Here is a 22,874-nt window from a genome sequence, read left to right as displayed (position 1 = left end):
CATCGAAACGACACGATCGACAATACGGGATGCGCCGAGTCAGCGACCTGCGAGAAGGATCTCGGCGACCCGGGTGTCGGTCTCGGCGCCGTCGGTGTATCCGCCTGCTCCGCCGAGCGCGTTCATGATCGACAGCGTGTACCGCTCACCGGCGCCCGCGACGCCGACCGAGTTGACCACCCAGCCGTCGGCTTCGGCCGACCAGCCGTTCTTCAGGCCGGGCCGCATCGAGGCACCCGCGCCCCACACGCCCCAGTGCTGATTGGAGTCGACCGAGCGCATCCGGTCGAGCAGGTAGGCGAGATCGTCGGGGTGCATGGTGTCGAGGATGGTGTTCATCAGCCGATCCAGGTCGGCGGCCGTGCACTTCTGGAACGACCAGTCCGGGAACAGCGCGGTCGTGGTCGGCTGCGGGATCAGGCTGACCATGCCGTAGGCGCGGAACGCGTTGTTGTAGGCCATCCGGTCGAAGCCGATGTACTTCTGCCACAGCACGTCGGTGGCGTGGTCGTTGGAGGTGGCCAGCATCGCTTCGATGTTGAAACGGTCGTCGGGGGACAGGCCGATGGCGCCGACGCGGGCCCGGTTGAGCAGGTCGGCGGCGATGGCCAGCTTGATCGTGGACGCGGTCCAGACCTGGTTCTCGGCGTGTTCGTTGGCGTAGATGCCACCGGTCTTGCGGTCACGCAGCACGTAGCCGACCACACCGGGACGGCCGGCGAGATAGGCGTCGGCCCGGGCGATCCGGGAGCTCAGGTCGGCGTCGAATCCAGGCACCGACACCTGGGTCAGCGCGGGCGGCGCGGCATGAGCCGGGCCGGTGAGAACAGGGACGCCCGGAGTGAGGGCGGCCGCGGCGGCGAGGAGGCAGGCAGTTGCTGCGACTCGGGAAACGACACGGGTGGAGGGGGAACGGTCACGCACGATGGACCACACTCGCACACCGGGCGCCGCAATGCACTACTTCACCCCAAATCCGGCATCAGGCGCGACAACGCTGCCGAGACGCACGGTTGCCGTCTCTCAGGGTTGTTGCGGCACAGCGCAATTGCTGTCAGTGATGTGCGGCGTGCGGAGTGGCGATGGTGCAGCCGTTGAGGCGATGGCAGTGCTCGAACGCTTCGCCGTGTCGGTCCAGCGGCCACGAATGCAGCACCTGATCAGGCCCGTAGCGCCGGGAATTGATCAGCTCCCAGCGCCCGCCCACTCGACGGACGATGAAGCCGCCACCGGGAACCAGGGGAAACACCTGCGCGATCATGAAACGAAACCAGCCTTTCGCCCGCGGCCGTACTGTCCCACCCGAACCGCCACGATCCCACGCCCGGCGCCGAGGGTGCCGCAGGCGGGGCCGGGACATCTTGCGGTGTGGCGTATTTCACTAGCCCGGTGCAGTGGTGGTCGCGGGGCCGCGCGATTGCGGGTCGGTCGCTGGGCGTATAAACAACGGATGCCGTTGCACCTCCATCGCGCCGAACGCGCCGACGCGCTGGCCGACGGACTGGGGCGTTTGCTGGGTGAGATTCCCGCCGATCCTTTCGCCACAGAAGTGGTCGCGGTCCCGGCCAAGGGGGTGGAGCGCTGGCTGGCGCAACGGTTGTCGGGTGTGCTCGGAGTCGCCGGCGCCGGCGACGGGGTGGCCGCGAATATCGCGTTTCCCGCGCCTGCGGCCCTGGTGGCCGAGGTGCTGGCCGGTGCGAGTGGGGTCGCGCCCACCGACGATCCGTGGGCGGGTCAGCGACTGGTGTGGACGCTGCTGCGGGTGATCGACGAGGTCGCCGACCAGCCCTGGGCGGCCGTCCTGGCTCGGCATCTCGGCCTGCCCGGTACCGATCACCGTCTCGGCAGGCGCTACTCCACGGCCGCCCACCTCGCGTCCCTCTTCGACTCCTATGCCGCGCAACGCCCGCAGGTCCTGCTCGACTGGGCGGCGGGCGCGGACACCGACGGCGCGGGCGGGCCGGTGCCCGACGACCTCGCCTGGCAACCGCGGTTGTGGCGCGCCCTGCGCACCGCCGTGGGCGCCCCGAGCCCGGCCGAACGGCTCGCCGATGCCTGCGCCCACCTGCGCGCCGAACCCGCCTCGATCGACCTGCCCGAGCGGCTCTCCCTGTTCGGGCTCACCCGTCTGCCCGCCGATCAGCTGGCCGTGGTCACCGCGCTCGCCGCCCACCGCGAAGTTCACCTCTGGTCGGCGCACCCGAGTCCGGCGATGTGGGCCGCGCTCGGCCGGGTAGCCGTCGGCATCGCGGTGAACGAGGACGCGTCCGTACCCGCGCAGGGTCGCCTCGGCGAATGGGCTGTCGGGGGCGACGGCACGGCCGACCCGGGCGGCAACGCCGTGCGCGCTGATCGCCGTGCGAACGACGCGGCCGTCCGTCCGCGCGCGGACGACCACACCGCGGATCTGGTGTCCCACCCGCTGCTCTCGGGGCTGGCCCGGGATGTGCGGGAATTGGAGCAGCGCCTGAACCCGGTGCTGGACAGCGATATCCACCTCGCCGGCGAGATGGCCGCGCCCACCCTGCTCGGTGCCGTGCAGACCGCTGTTCGCGCGGACCGCGTCCCCGGGATCGGCGCGGTGCCGGACGGCAGCGTCGAGATCCACGCGTGCCACGGCCCGGCGCGGCAGGTGGAAGTGCTGCGGGATCTGCTGCTGAGCACGTTCGCGGCGGATCCGGCGCTCGAGCCGCGTGACGTGCTGATCATGTGCCCGGATGTGGAGGCGTTCGCGCCCCTGGTGCGGGCGGCGTTCGGCCAGCGCGGGTCCGGAGTGGATCTGCCGGTCGACGGTGAACACCCGGCGCATCAGTTGCGGGTGCGGCTCGCCGATCGCGGGCGGGCGGTGACCAACCCGATGCTGTCGGTGGTGATCGAACTGCTCGAACTGGCCGACGGACGCGTCACGGTGACGCAGGTGCTCGACCTGGCGGCGAGCGAAACCGTCCGCCGCCGTTGCGGTTTCGACGACGACGACATCGAACGGCTGCGCGAGTGGGCGGCCGAATCAGGCGCGCGATGGGGGATCGGGCAGCGTCAACGCGAGGCGTTCGGGCTCGCCGATTTCGCCCAGAACACCCTCAACGCCGCGGTGGACCGCATCCTGCTCGGTGTCACCGCCGACGAATCCGGCGACGACTGGCTCGATCTGGCGTTGCCGCTCGATGATGTCGACTCCAACGACGTCGACCTCGCCGGCCGCTTCGCCGAGTTCATCGACCGCCTCGCGGTGTGCCTGCGCGACCTGCGCGGCCCGCGCCCCGCCGCCGAATGGACCGCGGTGCTGCTGCGCGCGGTCGAGCTGCTCACCGACGTGCCCACCGCGCACGCCTGGATCCGCACCGAAGCGCGCCGTGAGATCGTGGCCGCCACCGAACACGCGGGAGACACCCCGCTGCGCCTCGCCGACGTGGCGGTCCTGCTGACCAGCCGCCTGGCGGGCGGCCCCGGCCGCGCGAACTTCCGCACCGGCGAACTCACCGTGTGCACGCTCGTGCCGATGCGGTCGGTGCCCCACCGTGTGGTGGTACTGCTCGGCCTCGACGATGATGTCTTCCCGCGTCCCGGCAGCGTCGACGGTGACGATCTGCTGGCCCGGAACCCGCTGGTCGGCGAACGCGATGCGCGCAGCGAAGACCGGCAACTCCTCCTCGACGCCATCATGGCCGCGGGGGACAGGCTGCTGATCCTGCACACCGGTGCGGACCCGGTCACCGGTGCCGCCCGTCCGCCCGCTGTCCCCGTCGCCGAACTGCTCGACGTGCTCGCCACCCATGTGGGTCCGGCGGCCATGGACGCCGTCCACCTTCGCCATCCTCTGCAGGCTTTCGACCGGCGCAATTTCGCCCCCGAGAAGCCGCGCAGCTTCGACACCGTCGCCTTGGCCGGTGCCCGCGCCGCCGCGCGCCCGTCCCGGCCGCGTCCACCGCTGCTCACGGCGGCGCTGCCACCCGCTGCCGTCGCGGATGTCGCACTGGCGGAACTGATCTCGTTCGCCGAACACCCGGTGCGCGCGTTCCTGTGGCAGCGGCTCGGCCTGCGGGTACCCGAGGAATCCGAGGACATCGCCGATCAGCTCCCGATCGAACTCGACGGCCTGGCCAAGTGGGACCTCGGCGAACGCATGCTGACGGCGCGCCTCACCGGCGCCGACCCGGCCGGGCTGCGGGCCGCCGAATGGCGCCGGGGCACCCTGCCCCCCTTCGGTTTCGGGGCCAGGGTGCTCGACGAAGTGGAGGGCACCGTCGACACCCTCGTGCGGACCGCTCTGCCCGATTACGAGGCGCCCCCGCGCGCCGTCGACATCGCCGTCGACCTCGGCAACGGCCGCACCCTCGCGGGCACCGTGCCCGAGGTTCGCGGCGAAACGCTGGTGCGTACCACCTACTCGCGGCTCGCGCCGAAACACCGGCTCGCGTCCTGGGTGTCGCTGCTCGCCCTCGCCGCCACCGAAGACCGCTCGTGGCAGGCGATCAGCACCGGGCGGGGGCAATTCCGCAGCAGGCCGGTGGCCAGATCGGTGATCACCGCACCCGAAGCGCCTGCCGCACTGGCGATCCTGCGTGATCTGGTCCGGTTGCGCGACGAGGGGCTGTGCGAACCGCTGCCCTGCGCGCCCGCCGCCACCGCGGCCTACGCCGAGCGCCGCTTCCGCGGGGACAGCGTCGCCGACGCCCTGCTCGCCGCCGAACACGCCTTCGACGGTGGCCCCAACGGCCCCGACAAGTTCGGCGACCACACCGACCGCTACCTGCGCTACGTCTGGGGCCGCGCACCCCGATTCGCCGGTCTCGCCACCGAAACCAGCCGGCCGGGCGAGCCGGAGAGCACCCACTTCGGTGCCCTCGCGCGCCGCTGGTGGGCGCCGCTGCTCGCCGCCGAAAGTCAGGGACAGCCGTGACGGGAACCGTCTCGGCGCCGACCGCCTTCGATGCCACCGGTCCGCTGCCGCAGGGCACCACGGTGCTCGAGGCCAGCGCGGGCACCGGCAAAACGCACGCGATCGTCGGGCTCGCCGTCCGCTATGTCGCCGAGGCGGGCATCGCGATCACCGAACTGCTCCTCGTCACGTTCAGCCGCGCCGCCACCCAGGAATTGCGCGAACGCACCAGGGACCGTTTCGTCACGGTGGCGACCGCCCTGGCCGAACCAGATACCGCACGGCACCATCAGGACGAGCTCGTCCGCGCGATGGCCGACACCGACCCCGCCACGGTGCGCTCGCGCAGGCACCGATTGCTCACCGCCCTGGCCGATTTCGACGCGGGCACGATCGCCACCACCCACTCGTTCTGCCAGCGGATGCTCGACGAACTCGGCCTGGCCGGCGAACACGATCCCGGCGCTCGGCTGGTCGAATCTGTGGACGAACTGGTCGGCACCGTCGCCGACGACCTGTATCTGGCCCGCTACGCCCGCGACCGCGCCCCGTTCACCCTGCGCGATGCCCACACCCTGGCACTGGCGGCCGTCCACGACCGGCACGCCGACCTCGCCCCGCGCACCGACGGTGCGGCGGGGGAGCGGGTCGCCTTCGCGAGTGCCGTGCGGGCCGAGACCGAACGACGCAAACGCCGTGCGGGACTGCGTGATTTCGACGATCTGCTGGTCCTGCTGCACGACGTGCTGGCCGACGCCGACCACGGGCCGCGCGCCCGCGCCCGGATCAGGCAGCGCTACCGGGTCGCGCTGGTCGACGAGTTCCAGGACACCGATCCGTTGCAGTGGGACATCCTGCGCCTGGCCTTCCATCAACACGCCACCCTCGTCCTGGTCGGCGACCCGAAGCAGGCCATCTACGCCTTCCGCGGCGCCGAAGTGCTCAGCTACCTCGACGCCGTCGCGCTGGCCGATCGACGCAGCGAGCTCACCCGCAACTGGCGCAGCGACGCCGGACTGCTGCGCGCCATCGACCACCTGTGTGGCGGTGCGGAATTGGGTCATCCCGAGATCAGCGTCTACCCGGTCACGCCGACGCGGCCGATGACCCGTCTGCACGGTGAGCCGGACGTCATCGCCCCGCTGCGACTCCGGGTGCTCCCACGGACGGGGGCCGGTCCGCGCAATCGGTCGGGGTTCCCGTCGGTGGGCAGGCAGCGGGCCAAGGTGGCTGACGACCTGGCCGCCGATATCGTCACCCTGCTCGAATCCGGTACCACCATCGACGCCAAACCTGTACGCGGCGGGGATCAATCGCTGCGCGAGGTCGGCGACGGCCGGGTGCGCAGGCCGATCGGGCCGGGCGATATCGCGGTACTGGTGCGCACCCGCTCCCAGATCGATGTGGTGCGCGCGGCGCTGGACCGGGTCGGGGTGGCCTCCGTCCTCGCCGGTGGCACCAGTGTCTTCGCGACCGTCGCCGCGACCGATTGGCTGTGGGTGCTGCGGGCCCTGGAACAACCGCATCGTGGTGACCGGGTGCGGCTGGCCGCGTGCACACCGATCCTCGGGGTGAGCGCCGCCGAGATCGACGCGGGCGGTGCGGATCTCGTCGGCCGGGTGTCCACCCAGTTGCGTGACGCCGCGCGCTTGTTCGCGCGCGCCGGATTCGCCGCTGTGTTCGACAAGCTCGCCACCGAGACCGACCTCGCGCCCCGCCTGCTGGCGGTGGACAACGGCGAACGCGAACTCACCGACCTGCGCCATCTCGCGCAGCTGCTCGACGAGGTGGCACTGGCCGAGGGGCTCGGCCTGACCGCGCTCACCCGCTGGCTCGCCGACCGTGTGCGCGAGCCGGAGGCCGGTAGCGTCAGCGGCCGCAGTCGCCGCCTCGATCGAGACGCGGCGGCCGTGCAGATCGCCACCGTGCATGCCAGCAAAGGCCTCGAGTTTCCGATCGTCTACCTGCCTTTCACCTGGGACAGCGCCAAGAATCCGTATCCGGCGACGCTGCTGTTCCACGACGACAACGGCACCAGGGTGCTCGATATCGGCGGTAAGGAGGCGCCCGGGTACGGCGAGCGCCAGTTGCGGTGTGAGGCCGAGGAATCGGGGGAGGAACTGCGGCTGCTGTATGTGGCGCTGACCCGGGCGATGTGCCAGATCGTCGCGTGGTGGGCGCCCGCGGTGACCACCGGCGCCGCGCCGCTGCACCGGATGATGCTGGGCAGGCGCCCGGGATCGGCGCAGGTACCGCGCCGGGCCGAGATTCCCGCCGACACCGCTGCGGCGCAACGGATTTCCGAATGGGCCGCGTCCGCATCGGAGGTGATCTCGGTGACCGTGGTCGACCGTCCCGAGGATGTGGCGCCCCGGCGGGTGCGCTCCGAGCTACCGACCGGCGAGCTGGCGGCCGCGGGGTTCACGCGCGCGCTCGACCAGCAGTGGCGGCGCACGTCGTATTCGGCGCTCACCGCGGGCGCGCACGACGCCCCTGGCGTGGCCGACGAGGAACCCGAGGACGGTCCCGGCCCGGACGACGAGCCGACCGAGGCGCCGATCGACGCCCTGACCGGCAGCACAGCCGACCCGTCGCTGATGAACGACCTGCCCTACGGCGCCGAGTTCGGCACACTGGTCCACGGCGTTCTCGAAACGGTCGACACCTCGGTGCCCGATCTCGCCGCCGAGGTCCACCAGCGCTGTGTCGAGGCGGTAGAGCACACGATGGCCGAGCTCGATGTCGATCTGCTCGCGACCGCGCTGCTCGAAGTTCTGCGTACCCCGGCCGATTTCGGGTCCCTGGCCGCGATCGCGACCCGTGACCGGCTCAACGAACTGGAATTCGAGCTCCCGCTCGGCGGTGGTGATTCACCCGGACCGCGCTCGGCCGGGATGCACGCCGTAGCCGCGCTGCTGCGTACCCACCTGCCCGCCGACGACGATCTCGCCGGTTACGCCGATCATGTTGCCGCACTACCGGATACGGTGCTGCGCGGCTATCTCACCGGCAGTATCGACGCGGTGCTGCGGGTGCCCGATGAGACGGGTGAGCTGCGCTATCTGATCGTCGACTACAAGACCAACCGGCTCGGGACCGGCGACCTCACCGTCGAGCACTATCGCCGCGACCACATGGTCGCGGAGATGATCCGCTCGCACTATCCACTGCAAGCGCTGCTGTATGCCGTGGCGCTGCACCGGTATCTGCGCTGGCGGCTGCCCGGTTACGACCCCGCTCGCCATCTCGGCGGCGCCCGATACCTGTTCGTGCGGGGCATGATCGGCGCGGCGACCCCACCGGGACACGGTGTCTTCGATTGGCATCCTTCGGCGGAACTCGTCGTCGCGCTGTCGGACCTACTGGCGGGGCGATCATGACATCTATCCAGGTGGCGCAGCGGGGGACCGGGTTGTTGCGGGTCTTCAACGAGGCGGGGGTCCTGTCGGCGGCGGACGTGCACGTGGCGGTGCGGCTGGGTCGTATGGGGCGCGAGGACAGCGAGGACGTGTTGTTCGCGGCGGCGCTGGCCGTGCGCGCGGTGCGCTCGGGATCGGTGTGTCTCGAGTTGGCCCGGATGCGCGAGATCGGCATCGATGCCGACGAAACCCGTGACAGCGTCACGGGAATCGACCCCGCGACCCTGCCGTGGCCGGACACCGAGCGGGTGCTCACGGCCCTGCGTCGCAGTCCGCTGATCTGCGGTGGGCAGTCCGGTCCGCTGCGCCCGTTGCGGATCGTCGAAGCCGATGCCGAGGGTGGCGCGCTGCTCTACCTCGACCGGTACTACCAGCAGGAGCAGACCCTGCGACGAGTGCTCACCGAGCGCAGTGCCGACCACCCCGTCATCGAGACCGAACTGGTACGCGCACAACTGGATCGGCTCTTCGCCGACCCGCTCGGCGCGGGTCCCGACCGGCAACGTCTGGCCGCTGCCCTCGCCGCGACCCACTGGACCACCGTCGTCGCCGGTGGACCCGGCACCGGCAAAACCCACACCATCGCCCGGATCCTGGCCCTGCTCACCGCCCATCGCGCCGCCTCGCCGAAACTGCCCGCCTTGCGGATCGCGCTCGCGGCCCCCACGGGTAAAGCGGCGGCCCGCCTGCAGGAAGCGGTTCGCGAACAAGCCGCCGTCCTCGGCCTGCCCGAGCTCACCGCCTCGACCCTGCACCGCCTGCTGGGCTGGCAGCGCGGCCGCACCACCCGCTTCCGCCACCACGAGCACAACCGTCTGCCCTACGACGTCGTCGTGGTCGACGAGACCTCGATGGTGTCGCTGACGATGATGAGCCACCTGTTCTCCGCGCTGCGCCCGGATACTCGCCTCGTGCTCGTCGGCGACCCCGACCAGCTCGCCTCGGTCGACGCGGGCGCCGTGCTGGCCGACCTCGTGGCCGGGCCGGTGAGCGGCGCGCCCAATCCCGCGCTGCGCGAGGTACTCGGCCTCCACGGCGATGTGGTACCCGGGACTCCCGAAGGATCGCCGGCCGATCCACCAGCGACGCAGGCGCACTCGCTGACGGCACTCGAACAGCGGCGGTTGCAGGGCGGGATCGTCCGGTTGACCAGGGGACGGCGATTCGGCGGCCACATCGCCGATCTGGCGGTCGCCGTTCGCGCGGGTGATGCCGATGCGGCGCTGGCGATTCTGCGTGCGGGAGGCGACGATGTGTCGCTGTGCGGCCCCGACGATGTTCGCGCGGTGCGGGCGGACGTCACGACCGCTGCCCTCGCCGTCACGGCCGCCGCCGAGGCGGGTGATGCGATCGGCGCGCTGACCGCCCTCGAGTCGCATCGCCTGCTCTGCGCCCACCGCCAGGGTCCGTTCGGTGTGGAACGCTGGGACCGCATGGCAGCCGAGTGGGCCGCGGCAGGCGGCGCGGGACCCGAAGGGCCGCAATCGGTCTGGTACCCCGGCCAGCCGCTGCTGGTCACCGCCAACGACCACGAAGCCCGCATCTACAACGGTGACACCGGCGTCATCATCCGCCGCCCCGACGGCTCGCTGCGCGCCGCGCTCCAGCGCGGCAGCGAGCCCTACCTGGTTCACCCCACCCAATTCCCCGCTGTCGTCACGGTTTTCGCCATGACCATCCACCGTAGCCAGGGCAGCCAGTACGACACCGTCTCGGTCGTGCTGCCGGAACCCGAATCCACGCTGCTCACCAGGGAACTCCTCTACACGGCCATCACCAGGGCGCGTTCCCACGTCCGCGTCATCGGTACCGAGGATGCCATCCGCGCCGCGATCGGCCGCCGGGTCCTGCGAGCCAGCGGACTGTCCAGAACTGTTGCGCCACAGGGATAGTGAGTGGTGACGCGCGGTCGCCCGTCACGAGCGACCGCGCCTGCGGTGGTCAGCGGGCCGCGCTGCGAGACCAGTTCCAGGACCACCAGTGGTCGGGGTCGAGGTCGTCGAGAACGGGGGTTTCGATCTGTGTCCGCAGGTGTGCGGGCAGCGGGTCGAGGGCGGGAAGGATGTCGGGGGAGAGACTGCTCAGGTAGTCCGCGTCCAGGCGGCCGCTGGTCTGCCAACGGTCGATATTGCGTTCGGCGACAAGATATTCCGGGTTGATCACCGCGAGTGCGATGAGGGTGGCCAGCGCCGTGCCGATCGCGGCGCGCGGCACCCAGCTCCAGCGCAGTCGTGCGATGGCGGCCAGCACGAGAACGTAGACGAGGCCGACCCACAGCTCGCAGGTAGTCACCAGCAGGCGCAGCACGGTGAATCCGTAAGCCTGCTGGTAGGTCCACATCCGGCCCAGCGCGGAGCACACGATCACCAGCGCCAGCACGCTCACCGCGCTCAGCAGGACGCGCAGCGACCGGCGGTCGGCAGCGGTTTCCCGCACCGACCAGTGCAGTATCGCCAGGATCACGGCCAGCGTCAGAATGCTCACCGCCGACAACTGCCAGAAACCGCTGCGAGCGTATTCGGCATAGGTCAGACCAGCGGTGCGCTGCACGTAATCGTCGCCACCGAACAGCGCGACGAACTGCGCGCCGACGAATACCGCGAACAACACGGTCACTGCCCCGACCGGCAGCATCCACTCACTGCGTGACCACAGTCGCTGCGGCCGCACCGAATCCGTTGCGCGCGAAGGTGGCCCGGCAAGCACATACAGCGCTCCGAGCACACCTACCGTGACGACAGCGAACAAGAAGATCCACTGCCACATCGCCGGGCCGTCCACGGTCGGGACGAGCCCGTTCAGTAGCTTGGCGAAAGTCGCGTCCGCCCCACCGAGCAGCGGCACGAACACCACCAGCAACGCCGCCGTCGCGGCCACCGAGATCCCGTACCGGCGGACACTCGAGGTCCCCACCGATCGCGACTCCCGCAGCCCCGAGAACGCCCACGGCACCGCCCCGAACGACGCCAACGGCACCGCGAACATGTCGTGCGCGATGCCACGCACACTGCGTCGTCCCAGCACCGCCAGCGACCCGGCGACACACGCCGCGAGCACACACAGCACGAACAGCCAGCCCGCCGCCCGCACCGTTCCCACTCCCAGCAGCACGATCGCGGCTGCCGCCCACCAGGCCCGATCGCCGATCGAGACAGCGCGGGAGGCTGCCACGACGTCGTCGGCGTCGGACGGTGCGAGTGCACCGGCATCTGAAAGTGATAGTGGCTCAGCGGCATTCGTGCTGACTTCGTCGGTCGCAGACGGCGCCGGCGTGGACGGAGCCGGCGCGGGTGATGTTTCGGCCGTCGGTGCGGAATCCGAGGTGGGCTCGGATGACGGACCGCCGGACCGGGCGCGATAGTCGACGACGCAGAGAGCTCCGGCGATGGCGGTTCCCGCGATCAGCCAGCCGATGCCGGGACGGTCGAGCGGGATCACCGTGGCGCCGATGATTCCGGCGAGTGCCGCGGCCGGGAGGACACCGGGTGGGCGCGCTACCCGCTGCCAGCGTGGGGGGACAGGGGGAATGGGCGGTGGCAGACTCGGCCACGCTGCGGTTCGTAGGTCGGCGGTCCCGGGCGGTGCGGCCAGCAATTTCGCGAACGAGACCGAGACGGGCGGCGCGGGCGGCGCGGCCGGGTCCGGCGAGGTCTTGGTGAGCACAGCTGTCGCCTGAGTACCGGCGCCTGTCGCATCGCAGCCCACCCGGGGGTCTGCGGTGCTGCCGGAGTCGGGCACGCCGCTCGCGACTGCCTCGCTCGCCGGGTCGGTCGCGGTTGTGGTCGTGTCGGCGCCGGTCTTGTCGGTGGCTTGTGTCGCGGTGTGCTGGTTCTCGGCAGTGCCCTGATCGGGCGTCGGCGCCTCGGGTATCGGCTTGTCGGACATAGGTTCCCCTCCTGGAGGTGTGCGGATGCGTCCCGGGACCGAAGTGCCGGGTAGGTGGTTTCGACGTAGAGGTCAGCCCGTGGGGAGGACGACGCGGATGCGGGAGCCGGGGTCGGCGACGGCGATGGTGCCGCCGTGCAGGTCGATCACCCAGCGGGCGATGGCCAGGCCGAGGCCGGTGCCGCCGCCGTCGGTGCGCCCGCCACGGGTGAAACGGTCGAAGACGGTGGCGCGCTCGGCTTGCGGGATGCCGGGGCCGTCGTCCTGGATCTCGAGGACGGTCCCCTCGGGGTGGGTCGACGCCCAGACCCGGACCTCGCCGCCGGACGGGCCGTGCCGGGCGGCATTGTCGAGCAGGTTGAACAGCACCTGGTGCAGACGGGCCCGATCGGCGAACACGGTGGCGCTGCCGGGTTCGATCGCGGTGGTGAACCGGACACCACGACCGAGCGCGGCTGTCATCACCTCGGCTTCGGCGATCACCTCCGCCAAGAGTGGTGCCAGCGGCAGGTTTTCGCGATCCAGCGTGAACGCGCCCGCCTCGATGCTGGACAGGTCGAGCAGTTCCGAGACGAGCAGGCCGAGGCGTTCGGTCTGGGCCAGGGCGGTGCGCAGCGTCGCCGGGTCGGGTTCGCTCACCCCGTCGACCAGATTCTCCAGCACGGCGTGCAGCGCGGTCACCGGCGTGCGCAGCTCATGGGACACATTGGCGATGAGGTCGCGCCGTTGCCGGTCGGCGGCGGCCAGGTCGGCGGCCATCTGGTTGAAGGCGGTCGCGAGCTGCCCCACTTCGTCACGCGAAGAGGCCCGCACGCGAAAGCTGTAGTCGCCCTGGGTCATGCGCCGCGCGGCTGCGGTCATCTCGCGCAGCGGCCGGGTGATCCCGTGGGCGAGGAACTGCGAGGTGAGCAGTGCGATCCCGATCGCGGCCACCGTGGTACGCGGCGGCAGCCAGCCGATTTTCAGCCGGAAGTACCCGAACGCGACACCGCCCGAGCACAACATCAACACGGCCAGCTTGAGCTTGATCGACCGCAGCCGGTCCAGCGGCCGCGGCAGCACGTCGGCGATCCGGTCCATCAATTTCGTGGCGCGGTCGGCGGCAATCATCGCGCGTCCAGGGCGTATCCGACACCGTGCACGGTGCGGATGAGATCGGCACCGAGCTTGCGCCGCAACGCTTTCACGTGCGAATCCACCGCGCGCGTCCCCGCCGCGTCGGACCAGTCCCAGATGTCCTCGAGTAGTCGTTCCCTGGCCAGCACCGCCCTCGGACGTTGCGCGAGCCGGGTCAGCAGGTCGAATTCCAAGGGGGTGAGCCGTGCTTCGGTGTCGCCGCGCCACACCCGCCGTTCGGCGAGGTCTATCCGCAGATCGCCGACGACGATGCTGGTGTCGCCGCGCTCGGCGGCCCGATCCACCCGCCGCAACAGGGCGTGCACCCGGGCGGCGAGCACCCGCATCGAGAACGGCTTGGTGAGATAGTCGTCGGCGCCGACGCCGAGCCCGATGAGCTGGTCGGTCTCGTCGGTGCGCGCGGTGAGCATGAGGACGGGCACGTGGCGCTCGGCCTGGATCCGGCGGCACACCTCCAGCCCGTCGAACCCCGGCAACATCACGTCGAGAACCACCAGATCGGGTTCCCCCGCCAGCGCCGCCGCCACCGCGGCGGGCCCGTCGTGTGCCAGGTCGACGGTGAACCCTTCGGCCCGCAACCGCGCGGCCACGGACTCGGCGATCGTCACCTCGTCGTCGACCACCAGGATCCGGCGTGCCGCCTGTCCTGTCCCGCCCCCACTGTTGTCCATGGTGCGACCCTAGCGAGCGGGTGTGGAGGGTTGCGACGCCAAATGTAGAGATTCTGTGTGGAGTACACTCGCGACGTGCACGAGTGCTTCCGTTCCACCCCGCCGCCCGCCTCCTGAGCGAGGTGCCCCGCCGCGCTCGTCAGTAGCGCGCACCGGCCGAACCGGCCGCCCGTGGTTTCGCCGGGCCGACCCGTCGAGCCTGCTCACTCCAGCACCTCGCTTCTCGCGACCCCCTCACCTTCTGTCGCAGGAGCGCACATCCATGTCTGTTTCGCTGTCCGCCCGCACGGGCACAGCTGATCTCGTCGTCGCCGGAATCCTCTGGGGGACCGGCGGCCTGCTCGGCACCCTCGTCCAGCGATCGACCGGTCTGTCCCCGATCGCGGTCGCCACCGTGCGCCTTGCCGTCGGCGGGCTGCTGCTGGTGGGACTCTGCGTGCTCACCCGCCGGGCGATCCCGCGTGGTGCGCCGGCGTGGCGACGCATCGGCGCGATCGCCGTCCTGGCGCCGGTGTTCCAGGGCTGCTACTTCGGCGCGGTGGCATTGTCCTCGGTGAGCCTGGCGACCCTGATCACCATCGGGATGTCCCCGGTCGTCGTCGCCCTGGCCGAGTACCTCACCGGCAGGCGAGCTCTCGATCGCACCCGCGCCCGCGGCATCGCGCTCGCCCTCACCGGCCTCGCGCTGCTGGTCGGCGCACCCGGTGCGGACGGGTCGAGGGCGCTGTGGGGCGCGGCCATGGCGCTGGGTGCGGCCACCGCCTTCGCCGTGCTCACGGTGATCGCCGCGGTTCCGGTTCCCGAACTCGACCCCGTCACCGCTACCGGCGCCGGGTTCACCGCGGGCGCGATCCTGCTCGCCCTCCCGGCGGCCCTGACCAGCACCGCGATCGACCCGAATCTGCCCGGCATCCTCGGAGCTCTCGCGCTCGGGCTGTTTCCGACGGCCATCGCGTACACGCGCTACTTCCGCGGCCTCACCGCAGCGGGCGCGGGCACCGGCGCACTGCTGGCGCTGCTCGAACCGCTCACCGGCACGTTGCTGGCGGTGCTGTTCCTGGACGAGCGGCTCGGTCTCGTCGGCTGGTGCGGTGCGGCGCTGCTCTCGCTCGCCCTGGTCACCGCGGGACGCGCGGCCGGGGACCCCGCAGCGCTACGGATCAGGGAACAGGCCGGGTAGTTCCATCGCGTAGGCGAGATCGTCGCGGGTGCCCAGGGTGACCAGCAGGACGCGAATCATGGTCACCCTGGCCTCGGACGCCAGCGCCGGATCGGGATCACTGCCCGGCTCGCTGCCCGCGGTGAGCCGGTAGACGATGTACTCGCACACGTGCAGCGCCGCGTCCAGGTCCAGCGGTGCGGGGACCGGCCGCCCGAGTTCGCCGAAAGTCTTGCGCACCAGGTCGCGAATGTCGTCGAGGGCGCGTTCGCGATAGCCCGACACCACCGAGCCCGGATCGTGCAGCTCGGCGAACAGGGGCCGCAGCATCGGGCCGTGCCCGCGCGCCCAGTCCACATACGCGTCGATCAGCCGGATGCCCAGCTGGACCGGCTCGTCGGTGCCGGCGAGTGCCTCGCGGATGCCGCCGACGAGGCCGTCGTTGGACGCGTCGAGCACCGCGTGCAGCGGCTCGGACGCATTGCCGAAATAGCGGTAGAACGTGGGCCTGGCCAGCCCGGCCTCTTCGATGATCTGGGCGACGCTCAACCCGCGCGAACCGTTGCGGGTGAACACCGCCGCGGTCGCCTCGATGATCCGGGCGCGGACTTCCTCGGCCTGCTCCTGGGTCTGCGGCGGGCGCCCGCGACGCACCGTCGTCGCTTCCTCGGTCATCGCACCTCCCTCACAGCCGGTCCTCGCACACTGAAAGCTTGACACGAACCAGGGCGCTGGCATTAATCTAACACTAGTGTTCAGTAAATGAGCTGAACGTGCGCGACCCGTTCCGCGCGATCCATCTGTTGAGGAGAAGGGCCGACAATGACGACAGCCCCCGAGCTGACCGCCGAACCCACCGCGCTGCCCGCCGCGCTGGTCAAGCCCCTGTTCGAGCGCGGCGTCGCCGGTGGCGCGCCGTCGGTCGCGGTCTTCGCGCCTGCTACCGGCCACAAGATCGGCGACCTGCCGCAGTCCTCGGTCGCCGATATCGAGCGTGCCTTCGCGGTCGCCCGGCACGCGCAGCGCGACTGGGCCAAGGTCGCAGTGAAGCAGCGTGCCGAGATCGTGCGCCGCTTCCACGACATCGTGCTCGCCGAGCAGGACACCATCCTCGACATCGTGCAGACCGAGACCGGCAAGTCCCGGCCGCACGCCTTCGACGAGATCGCCGACGTCGCGCTGAACGCGCGCTACTACGCCACCGTCGCGCCCAAACTGCTCGCCGACCGCAAGCCGCGCGGCGTGCTGCCGGTACTCACCTCGGTCGAGGTGCACAACCGGCCCAAGGGCGTCGTCGCGGTCATCTCGCCGTGGAACTACCCCCTCGCGCTGGCGGCCTCCGACGCGCTGCCCGCCCTGATCGCGGGCAACGCGGTCATCGCGCGCCCCGACAACCAGACCGCGCTCACCGCGCTGTGGGCCATCGACGCCGCCGAGCGGGCCGGGCTGCCGCGCGGTCTGTGGCAGGCGGTGCTCGGCCGCGGCCGGGAGATCGGTGGCGAGGTGATCGCGCGCGCCGACTACGTCGACTACACCGGTTCCAGCGCCACCGGCCGAACCATCGCCCAGCAGGCCGGCGAGCGCCTGATCGGCTACTCCCTCGAGCTCGGCGGCAAGAACCCGCTGCTCGTACTGGCCGACGCCGATGTCTCCAAGGCCGCGAAACTGGCTGTGCGCGCGTGCTTCTCGTCGGCCGGTCAGCTGTGTGAGTCGATGGAGCGCATCTACGTCGACGCCACCGTGTACGACCAGTTCGTCGCGGAATTCGTCGGCAACGTCAAGAACATGTCGCTCGGCGGCGAGCTCGACTACAGCCGGGACATGGGTTCGCTGACCTTCCAGCGTCAGCTCGACACCGTCAGCGGGCACGTCGACGACGCGGTCGCCAAGGGCGCCAAGGTGCTCGCCGGTGGCCGTGCCCGCCCGGATCTCGGCCCGTACTTCTACGAGCCCACCGTGCTCGCCGACGTGGCGCCCGGTATGACGGTCTACCGCGAAGAGACCTTCGGCCCCGTCGTGTCGGTGTACAAGGTCGACTCCGACGAAGCCGCCGTCGAGGCGGCCAACGACACCGCCTACGGCCTCAACGCCAGCGTGTGGAGCCGGGACGTGAACCGCGGCAAGGAGATCGCCGCCCGGATCAACGCCGGCTCGGTGAATGTGAACGAGGGCTTCAGCGCCGCCTGGGGCAGCGTCGACGCGCCCTCGGGTGGTCTCGGTATCTCCGGCCAGGGGCGTCGCCACGGCCCCGAAGGCTTGCTGAAGTACATCGACACCCAGACCATCGCGGTCCAGCGAGTGCTGCCGATCGCGCCGCTGCCCGGCATGTCCGAGCAGATGTGGGCCAAGACGATGACGGTGGTTTTCGGAGTCATGAAGACGCTGCGTCAGAAGTAGACGCGGCAGAAGTAGCAACACGAGCAGGGGTAGGTAGCGAGAATGAAGTTGGAAACGGTCGCAGGCAAGCGGGTCCTCATCACCGGTGCCGCCATGGGACTCGGCAAGTTGTTCGCCGAGAAGGCCGTTGCCGAGGGCGCCGACGCGGTGGTGCTGTGGGATATCAACGAGTTGGCGCTGCGCGAGACCGCGGCGCAGCTGACCGCCGCGGGCGGCAAGGTCCACCACTACGTGGTGGACGTGTCGTCGCAGGACTCGATCCGTGAGGCGGGCGAGGCGGTGCGCAAGGAGGTCGGCGGCATCGACATCCTCGTCAACAACGCGGGCATCGTGCGTGGCAACACCTACTTCTGGGAAACCGAGAACCGCGCCGACATCGACAAGACGATGGCGATCAACTCCTTGGCCCCCATGTACGTCACCCTGGAGTTCCTGCCCGGCATGGTCGCCGGTGCCGGCGAGGGGCGCGTGCTCAATATCGCGTCGTCGGCCGGTCTGGTCGCCAATCCGCGCATGGCCGTGTACGCGGGGTCGAAGTGGGCGGCGCTGGGCTGGTCGGATTCGGTGCGCCTCGAGCTCGAGCAGGCGGGCCACGACCACGTGAAGGTCACCACGGTCTGCCCGACCTACATCAACACCGGCATGTTCGACGGCGCGAAGGGCATTCTGTTCACGCCGATGCTCGAGCAGCACGAGGTCGTCGACACCTCGTGGTCGGAGATGAAGAAGGGCGGCGCCCTGGTGGTGCTCCCGTGGACCTCGCGGATGAACCGGGCACTGACCGGTCTACTGCCGATCAAGGTTCGCGACTTCTACCTGAACGCGGTGGGCGTATACCACTCGATGGATCAGTTCACCGGACGCAAGTAGGCATTCGGGACGGGTGCCCCCGTCGACGGGTCGCGCAGGCGATCGGTCGACGGGGGCATCGCCGCGTCCGTCGGCAGTGCGCGCGGCCTCGTCGACGGGCTACTGATCGGTCTCGACGGTCGTGGTGTCCACGCGATCAGCGATCCCGGGTGCCGAGAACCACCGTGGCGTAATGCTCCCCGGACTCGGCGACGCGCGGCGCGAGACCGTGCGCGGTGAGCACCGAACACGCGGTGTCGACCTGCCCCGCCCCGGTTTCCACCAATACCGTGCCGCCCGGTGCCAGCCAGGTGGCCGCCCCTTCGGCGACCCGGCGGAACACGTCGAGCCCGTCCGCTCCACCGTCGAGCGCGGCGAGCGGCTCGTGCTCGCGTGCCTCCGGTGGCAGATCCGCGACTCGGGCACTCGGCACGTACGGTGTGTTCGCGAGCAGGATGTCGATGCGCCCGCGCAGGTCGACCGGCAGCGCGTCGAACAGATCACCGCCGAAGACCGGCGCGCTGATCGGCGCGAGATTCTCGCGCGCGCAGGCGACGGCGACGGGGTCGATATCAGCGGCGACGAGCTCGACGTCGCATCCACGTGCGGTGAGCTCGGTCGCCGCGCTCAGCCCCAGAGCTCCACAGCCACAACACAGGTCGACCACGCAGGCTCGCGTCGTGTCCGGCGCGACGCCGTCGACCGCCTGTTCCACCAGGAACGCCGTGCGCTGACGCGGTACGAAAACGCCAGGACGCACCCCCACCCGCTGCCCCCGGAATTCCACCCAGCCGAGCAGATATTCGAGCGGAGTCCCCGAGACCCGCTGTCCGACCAACGCATCGAGGCGTCCAGGATCGCCGTCGGCCGCCTCGATCAGCAGCGCGGCCTCGTCCTCGGCGAATACACATCCCGCGCGCCGCAACTCGACGACCACCTCGGGAAAACCGGAACCACTCATGCGCCGATTGTTCCTGACCGGGCAACCGAATTTTCACCGCCGGTGGCGGTGCGACGAATCAGCGCTCGGTGTCGAGTTCGAAGGTGCGCGTCGCGTCGAGATAGATCCCGCGCTGGGCGTTGCGCGCGGGCGGGGGCAACTGGGAAACCAGCTGTTCGAGCGAGGTCGTCGCGCCGACCACGGTCGTCCCCGCGACGATGAAGTCGGCGACCGCGCGCCGAATGTGATTCGGCGAGGTCACCACCACCGCGCTGGTCGCGCCGAGATCGCGCAGCAGTCGCGTGCTGAACAGCGCGTTCTGCACGGTCGACCCGGCCCGGTCCTCCACATGGATCCGATCGCCCGGCAGCCCGCGCGCCACCAGCCAGCGCCGCATCGCCTCGGCCTCGGAGATGCCGTTCTGCGGATTGCCGCCGGTCACGATCACCGGTGAGAACGGTGCGGCGATCGCCTGCAACCACGCCGCGGTGAGCCGGTTCTCCAGCTCCGGGCGCAACGCGCCGTCGGGCAGCAGCCCGTAGCCGAGAACCACGATGCCGGTCTGTGGACCGACGAGCGCCGGCAGTGGGTTGGGCAGGGTGGCGGCCGCCGCGGTCACCGCGTGCAGCACGCGATTGGTGCCCGCCGCCATGCCCGCGTCGATGCCGCCGAGCCGGGCCAGGGCGTCACCGACCGCGGCCCCGTCACCCGCGTAGTGCGACCAGATCGCCTGCAGCGCGAGCGCGTCGGCGTCATGGGGGTCGGCGGCGATCAGGGCACGCAGGTCGGCGCGTCCCGCGGCGTCGTCACCGTCGGTGAAGTGGCGCTGTGCTGAGTTGTAGAGCGCGGCCACATCGGCTTCCGCGGCGGCCGGACCGACCGCGGTGCCGGTCAGCGCGGCGGTCGCCAGGACAGCGGCGGCCAGGTGTTTCCAGTGTTTCGAGATCTTCACGACAGTCGCAACCCTTCCCGCGAACGGTTCGGTACGTGCTGGCAGAGCAGAGCTGCCGACACCCTACGACTGCCCGTCCGGACCGCGGTGGACCTCGACCAGCTTGCGCGCGTCGCGGCCCGGCGCCACGTCGTCGGTCCGGCGGCGGATAAGGTGTCACACCGTGGATACCGCTTCGCTGACCGGCAAGGAACTCGCCGCCGCCATCAACGCCGACTCGAAGGAGCGCGCGGCCGCGCTCACCGCCGCGGGCACCGCGCCGACGCTGGCGCTGATCGTCGCCAACGACGACCCGGCCAGCGCCTGGTATGTGAACTCCCTGCGCAAGGCGGCCGAACGACTCGGAATAGCTTGCGAGCGTATCGATCTCGGCGCCGACGCGAGCGCCGAGACGATCCGCGCCGAGCTGAGCGCGCGCAGCGCCGACCCGGCGACCGACGCGATCATGCTGCAGACCCCGCTGCCCGCGGGCGTGAACCTCGACGACGTGAGTTCGGCGATCGCCGCGACCAAGGACGTCGACGGGGTCAGCCCACTCTCGCTCGGCTTGCTCGCTTCCGGCCTCGACGGTTTCGTCCCCGCCACCTCCGAAGCCGTCGTCGAGCTGCTGAAGCATCACGGGATCGCGCTGCAGGGGCGTCTGGTCACCGTGGTCGGCCGCTCCAACATCGTCGGAAAGCCCCTCGCTCAGCTGCTGCTCGCCGAGAACGCGACCGTCACCGTCGCGCATTCACGCACCGCCGACCTGGCCGCGGTGACGGCTCCCGCCGATATCGTGGTCGCCGCGGCGGGCCGGATCGGCCTGGTCACCGGCAAGCACATCGGTGACGGCGCCGTGGTGATCGACGTGGGCACCAACGAGTCCGCCGACGGCGGAATCGTCGGCGACGTCGACGCGGCGTCGGTCATCGGCAAGGCGGCGGCGCTGAGCCCCGTCCCCGGCGGCGTCGGCCCGGTGACCACCGCGCTGCTCATGCGCCATGTGGTCGTGGCGGCCGAAAAGTCCCGCGCCTGAACACCTTTCGCCATCCGGTCGCGGGATCTACCGCCTGCTGAGGACGCAGCTGCCGTCGGTCTCGATGCTGCATCGCACCGAGCCCGGCCACCGGCATAGCGGTAGACCGGCGGTCGTCTGCTGGTCAGCGGGGAGAACTACCGGGGCCGGGGTGGTGCACAACGATCCGTGTTCGGGGTCTAGCGGGGTGCGGCTCCGAACGAAGTGATCAGCGTCTTGTTGCCGACCTCCGCGGTTCCCACGAGCTGCGGGGTGTAGGTGCTCGGCGCCGAATCCGGTCGGAACGCGGTGATCTTGACCAGGAACTGCCCGGCGTAGGCGCCCGGTGTGATCTCCACGCAGTGCGTGGTCCCCACCGGAGTGGAGTCGATCCCGGCCTGGATGGCGGCCGCCGAGGGTGCGACCGCGTCCGATGCCACGAGGGTCCGGGCCTGGTCGCCGGAGCGCGCGACGTAGTACGCGTACTGGAAGGCCATGATCGCCGCGATGCCGGACTCGGTGCCGCCCGCGCCGTTGCCCCGCACCATGGCGCCGATCTGTTCGGTGGGGCACTCGGCCGTCACCGGGCTCACCGAACTCGGTGCGAGTGGGGTACTGGCCGCCGTGGATGCCGGTGCGGGCCCGCGTAGTTGGACGTAGGTGCCGCCGAGCAGCACGGCGCCGGCCACCGACGCGACCAGTGGTGCGACCCAGCGGGGCACACGCCGTCGCTTGGATCGATCGATCATCCGCGCGAAGACTTCGTCATCACCGTTGTAGTCGGGTGCGGGACGCGAAGGCTCGCTGTCGGCACCGTCGGAGCCGGGAGCGGCGAGTGGCGAAAAGGCGTCCGTGTCCGGGTAATCGGGTGCGGGGCGTGGTGGGAAGCTGTCCGGTCCGCGGTAATCGGGTGCCGGGCGTGGTGGGAAGGTATCCGCACGGTTCTCGGGTGCGGGGCGTGGTGGGAAGGTATCCGCACGGTCCTCGGGCGCGAGGCGCCGTGGGAACGTGTCCGCGCCGCTGGTCGGCACGGCCGCCGGGCGTGGTGGGAAGGTGTCCGCACCGGGGTACTCGGGTGTGGGACGCGAATGCCAGGTCGCCGCGGCGTCGTAGCCGGGCCTCGGATGTTCGAGAGCCGCCCACGCGGGGCCGGAAGCGGTGACGATCGGCAGTTGATCGGTGTCGGGGCCGTTGTCGTCGATCGAGAACGCGGTGTCCGGGAGGCGGTGGCGCGCACCGGGATCGAATTTCCCGCCGACCACGGGCAGCCGATCGGTGACGGTGGCGTCCGCCGGAACGACGGGAACGACCTCGTCGTGTTCGGCGTCGCGAAGCCGGGCCGCCGAGATGACCGGAATACCGGCCGGTGTCGTCGGTCCGCCTTCGATCCGGTGGCGGGCGCCGCCGGCGGGCTGATCGCTCGCTCGGCGGGGCCGTGGCGCGCTCAGGTCGCGGGACCGTCGAATCGGGGTGACAGCCGCGAGCGGAGCACCGGCCGATCCCGGGTCGTGCTGTCGAGCCCCGATCGGTCTGTGCGCTTCCGGTCGATCCATCGCCCCACCTTCATCAGGCTCGTCGCCGTCAGGGTATGT

Annotated in this window: 16 protein-coding genes; 7 read left to right on the top strand and 9 right to left on the bottom strand. The window is 70.8% G+C overall.

Annotation, left to right across the window (positions count from 1 at the left end; genetic code table 11):
- Window positions 1–39 precede the first annotated feature (39 nt).
- Both ACWDXS_RS14200 and ACWDXS_RS14195 read right to left on the bottom strand, forming a co-directional pair.
- The gene (locus tag ACWDXS_RS14200) at window positions 40–924 is read right to left on the bottom strand and encodes a serine hydrolase (RefSeq protein ID WP_378988357.1); all 885 of its coding nucleotides are present in this window, start codon (window positions 922–924) and stop codon (window positions 40–42) included.
- 130 nt (window positions 925–1,054) lie between these two features.
- A complete protein-coding gene (locus tag ACWDXS_RS14195; RefSeq protein ID WP_101467248.1) occupies window positions 1,055–1,261 on the bottom strand; it encodes a hypothetical protein in 207 nt (68 codons plus the stop codon).
- Between the two features lie 189 nt (window positions 1,262–1,450).
- On the opposite strand from ACWDXS_RS14195, the gene recC reads away from it, so the two are divergent.
- From recC to recD, 3 genes are read left to right on the top strand one after another with little or no spacing between them, the layout of a single operon-like run.
- Window positions 1,451–4,900 carry an exodeoxyribonuclease V subunit gamma gene (recC, locus tag ACWDXS_RS14190; protein WP_449965656.1) on the top strand — a complete coding sequence of 1,150 codons (3,450 nt, stop codon included), beginning with the start codon at window positions 1,451–1,453 and terminating at the stop codon, window positions 4,898–4,900.
- Window positions 4,897–8,259, top strand: a complete 3,363-nt coding sequence (locus ACWDXS_RS14185; RefSeq protein ID WP_449965654.1) for a UvrD-helicase domain-containing protein — start codon at window positions 4,897–4,899, stop codon at window positions 8,257–8,259. The genes recC and ACWDXS_RS14185 overlap by 4 nt, the downstream gene beginning before the upstream one ends.
- Window positions 8,256–10,190, top strand: coding sequence for an exodeoxyribonuclease V subunit alpha (recD, locus tag ACWDXS_RS14180; protein WP_387443171.1), 1,935 nt, complete (start codon window positions 8,256–8,258; stop codon window positions 10,188–10,190). Before ACWDXS_RS14185 ends, recD begins: the two co-directional genes overlap by 4 nt.
- Before the next feature lie 49 nt (window positions 10,191–10,239).
- Here recD and ACWDXS_RS14175 read toward each other — a convergent pair whose 3' ends face one another.
- The 3 genes from ACWDXS_RS14175 to ACWDXS_RS14165 form a co-directional block, all read right to left on the bottom strand.
- The gene (locus ACWDXS_RS14175) at window positions 10,240–12,183 is read right to left on the bottom strand and encodes a DUF4153 domain-containing protein (RefSeq protein ID WP_449965649.1); all 1,944 of its coding nucleotides are present in this window, start codon (window positions 12,181–12,183) and stop codon (window positions 10,240–10,242) included.
- Window positions 12,184–12,255: 72 nt separating this feature from the next.
- Window positions 12,256–13,293, bottom strand: coding sequence for a HAMP domain-containing sensor histidine kinase (locus ACWDXS_RS14170; RefSeq protein ID WP_449965646.1), 1,038 nt, complete (start codon window positions 13,291–13,293; stop codon window positions 12,256–12,258).
- A complete protein-coding gene (locus tag ACWDXS_RS14165; protein ID WP_378656277.1) occupies window positions 13,290–13,991 on the bottom strand; it encodes a response regulator in 702 nt (233 codons plus the stop codon). Before ACWDXS_RS14165 ends, ACWDXS_RS14170 begins: the two co-directional genes overlap by 4 nt.
- A gap of 262 nt (window positions 13,992–14,253) precedes the next feature.
- Between ACWDXS_RS14165 and ACWDXS_RS14160 the strand changes: the two genes are divergently transcribed.
- The gene (locus ACWDXS_RS14160) at window positions 14,254–15,171 is read left to right on the top strand and encodes a DMT family transporter (RefSeq protein WP_449965642.1); all 918 of its coding nucleotides are present in this window, start codon (window positions 14,254–14,256) and stop codon (window positions 15,169–15,171) included.
- Here ACWDXS_RS14160 and ACWDXS_RS14155 read toward each other — a convergent pair.
- Window positions 15,145–15,825, bottom strand: coding sequence for a TetR/AcrR family transcriptional regulator (locus ACWDXS_RS14155; protein ID WP_378988336.1), 681 nt, complete (start codon window positions 15,823–15,825; stop codon window positions 15,145–15,147). The two genes, ACWDXS_RS14160 and ACWDXS_RS14155, sit on opposite strands and share 27 nt — an antisense overlap.
- Before the next feature lie 147 nt (window positions 15,826–15,972).
- Between ACWDXS_RS14155 and ACWDXS_RS14150 the strand changes: the two genes are divergently transcribed.
- Window positions 15,973–17,547 (top strand): succinic semialdehyde dehydrogenase, encoded by a 1,575-nt coding sequence (locus ACWDXS_RS14150; protein WP_379311977.1) that lies wholly within the window; start codon window positions 15,973–15,975, stop codon window positions 17,545–17,547.
- Between the two features lie 42 nt (window positions 17,548–17,589).
- Window positions 17,590–18,417, top strand: coding sequence for an SDR family NAD(P)-dependent oxidoreductase (locus ACWDXS_RS14145; protein WP_378627296.1), 828 nt, complete (start codon window positions 17,590–17,592; stop codon window positions 18,415–18,417).
- Window positions 18,418–18,553: 136 nt separating this feature from the next.
- Here the strand turns inward: ACWDXS_RS14145 and ACWDXS_RS14140 are convergent, their stop codons facing one another.
- Together ACWDXS_RS14140 and ACWDXS_RS14135 are read right to left on the bottom strand one after the other, a co-directional pair.
- Complete coding sequence (locus tag ACWDXS_RS14140) at window positions 18,554–19,357, bottom strand: putative protein N(5)-glutamine methyltransferase (RefSeq protein WP_378988330.1); 804 nt, start codon at window positions 19,355–19,357, stop codon at window positions 18,554–18,556.
- A 58-nt stretch (window positions 19,358–19,415) separates the two neighbouring features.
- Window positions 19,416–20,288, bottom strand: a complete 873-nt coding sequence (locus tag ACWDXS_RS14135; protein ID WP_379311979.1) for a YdcF family protein — start codon at window positions 20,286–20,288, stop codon at window positions 19,416–19,418.
- 163 nt (window positions 20,289–20,451) lie between these two features.
- Between ACWDXS_RS14135 and ACWDXS_RS14130 the strand changes: the two genes are divergently transcribed.
- Window positions 20,452–21,303: a bifunctional 5,10-methylenetetrahydrofolate dehydrogenase/5,10-methenyltetrahydrofolate cyclohydrolase gene (locus ACWDXS_RS14130; protein ID WP_449965636.1), complete on the top strand. Its 852-nt coding sequence runs from the start codon at window positions 20,452–20,454 to the stop codon at window positions 21,301–21,303.
- Between the two features lie 179 nt (window positions 21,304–21,482).
- Here the strand turns inward: ACWDXS_RS14130 and ACWDXS_RS14125 are convergent, their stop codons facing one another.
- Complete coding sequence (locus ACWDXS_RS14125) at window positions 21,483–22,835, bottom strand: hypothetical protein (RefSeq protein ID WP_449965633.1); 1,353 nt, start codon at window positions 22,833–22,835, stop codon at window positions 21,483–21,485.
- Window positions 22,836–22,874: the final 39 nt, after the last annotated feature.

Source organism: Nocardia sp. NPDC003183 (assembly GCF_053590715.1).
This window is presented reverse-complemented; position numbering and strand designations above follow the sequence as displayed.

Excerpts from the sequence above, each read along its gene's own strand:
- ACWDXS_RS14195 (WP_101467248.1), bottom strand. The coding sequence starts at position 1,261 with ATGATCGCGCAGGTGTTTCCCCTGGTTCCCGGTGGCGGCTTCATCGTC.
- recC (WP_449965656.1), top strand. The coding sequence starts at position 1,451 with ATGCCGTTGCACCTCCATCGCGCCGAACGCGCCGACGCGCTGGCCGAC.
- recD (WP_387443171.1), top strand. The coding sequence starts at position 8,256 with ATGACATCTATCCAGGTGGCGCAGCGGGGGACCGGGTTGTTGCGGGTC.
- ACWDXS_RS14175 (WP_449965649.1), bottom strand. The coding sequence starts at position 12,183 with ATGTCCGACAAGCCGATACCCGAGGCGCCGACGCCCGATCAGGGCACT.
- ACWDXS_RS14170 (WP_449965646.1), bottom strand. The coding sequence starts at position 13,293 with ATGATTGCCGCCGACCGCGCCACGAAATTGATGGACCGGATCGCCGAC.
- ACWDXS_RS14165 (WP_378656277.1), bottom strand. The coding sequence starts at position 13,991 with ATGGACAACAGTGGGGGCGGGACAGGACAGGCGGCACGCCGGATCCTG.
- ACWDXS_RS14160 (WP_449965642.1), top strand. The coding sequence starts at position 14,254 with ATGTCTGTTTCGCTGTCCGCCCGCACGGGCACAGCTGATCTCGTCGTC.
- ACWDXS_RS14155 (WP_378988336.1), bottom strand. The coding sequence starts at position 15,825 with ATGACCGAGGAAGCGACGACGGTGCGTCGCGGGCGCCCGCCGCAGACC.
- ACWDXS_RS14150 (WP_379311977.1), top strand. The coding sequence starts at position 15,973 with ATGACGACAGCCCCCGAGCTGACCGCCGAACCCACCGCGCTGCCCGCC.
- ACWDXS_RS14145 (WP_378627296.1), top strand. The coding sequence starts at position 17,590 with ATGAAGTTGGAAACGGTCGCAGGCAAGCGGGTCCTCATCACCGGTGCC.
- ACWDXS_RS14140 (WP_378988330.1), bottom strand. The coding sequence starts at position 19,357 with ATGAGTGGTTCCGGTTTTCCCGAGGTGGTCGTCGAGTTGCGGCGCGCG.
- ACWDXS_RS14125 (WP_449965633.1), bottom strand. The coding sequence starts at position 22,835 with ATGGATCGACCGGAAGCGCACAGACCGATCGGGGCTCGACAGCACGAC.